The organism is Ornithinimicrobium sp. (genome assembly GCF_030537745.1).
In the GTDB taxonomy this organism is placed as follows: Bacteria; Actinomycetota; Actinomycetes; order Actinomycetales; family Dermatophilaceae; genus Ornithinicoccus.
Genome location: NZ_JAUNVI010000016.1, coordinates 46,706 through 47,971 on the forward strand (window position 1 = coordinate 46,706; position 1,266 = coordinate 47,971).

General features: G+C 69.7%; 2 protein-coding genes. One reads left to right on the plus strand and one right to left on the minus strand.

Annotation, left to right across the window (positions count from 1 at the left end; genetic code table 11):
• Window positions 1–575 (minus strand): biotin--[acetyl-CoA-carboxylase] ligase (locus Q4P07_RS05525; RefSeq protein ID WP_368660250.1); only part of this gene is annotated, 575 nt, incomplete at its 3' end.
• A 23-nt stretch (window positions 576–598) separates the two neighbouring features.
• On the opposite strand from Q4P07_RS05525, the gene Q4P07_RS05530 reads away from it, so the two are divergent.
• Window positions 599–1,266: carboxyl transferase domain-containing protein (locus Q4P07_RS05530; RefSeq protein ID WP_303373897.1), on the plus strand; the 668-nt coding region annotated here is incomplete at its 3' end.

The window sequence follows — 1,266 nt, forward strand, 5'->3', positions numbered from 1 at the left end:
TCCGGCAGGGGTGCGCCACCTCGCGCAAGCCGCCAAGAGGTCGCCGTCGGCACCGGGAGCGCAGCCAAGGTGTGGTCGACGTTGACGCCGGTGCCGATCACGACGACGCGGCCGCTGTGGACGGTGGTCACCTGCGCGAGCGTGCCCGCGACCTTGCCCCATCGCCGACCTTCCGCCTCCAGGACGGGCTCCTGCGCCTGCCCCTGCTCCTGCGCTTGCTCCCGACCAGCCCCCGCCCGGACCCCGGTGTCCTCACGCAGCGGGACAAGCACGTCGTTGGGCCACTTCAGGCCGGCCGTGACCGCCCAGCGGCTGTCCTGCAGGGCGCCCGCGAGAGCCAGGCCGGCCACCATCGGGAGCCAGCCCATCAGCTCCCCGGGCACGCTCGGCACCACCACAGAGATCGCCATGCCAGCTCCGGGTGGGGATGCCCAGACTCGGCCTTGCCGGCCTTGCCCCGCCGATTGGTGGTCGGCCACGAGCACCCTTCCGATGCGCGGATCCAGAAGAGCCTCGGCGTTCGTGGAGCCGATGGATTCATGATGTTCCGGCGCGGCCCAACGCAACAAGGTCATGTCGACAAGGCTAAGTTGTCACCATGACCGACACCGCCAACGCCGGACAGAGCAGCGCGCCCGCGGGCAGCGACAGCGGGACCGGATCGGGGCCGGACCTACGCACCACCGCGGGCCGCCTGGCCGACTTCCACGAGCGGGTCCACACCGCGGTCAACGCCGGCTCGGCCAAGGCGATCGAGAAGCAGCACGCCAAGGGCAAGGCGACCGCGCGCGAGCGGATCGACTCGCTGCTGGACGACGGTTCCTTCACCGAGCTCGACGCCCTCGCCCGCCACCGCTCGACCGCCTTCGACCAGGAGCACAACCGGCCCTACGGCGACGGCGTGGTCACCGGCTATGGCACCGTTGACGGGCGCCCGATCGCGGTGTTCTCGCAGGACTTCACGGTCTTCGGCGGATCGCTGGGCGAGGTCTTCGGAGAGAAGATCGTCAAGGTCATGGATCTGGCGATGAAGATCGGGTGCCCGGTCGTCGGCATCAACGACTCCGGTGGTGCGCGCATCCAGGAGGGGGTCGTCGCGCTCGGGCTGTATGCCGAGATCTTCAAGCGCAATGTGCACGCCTCGGGAGTGATCCCGCAGATCTCCCTGGTCCTGGGTCCGTGCGCCGGTGGCGCTGTCTACTCCCCCGCGATCACCGACTTCGTGGTGATGGTCGACCAGACCTCGCACATGTTCATCACCGGCCC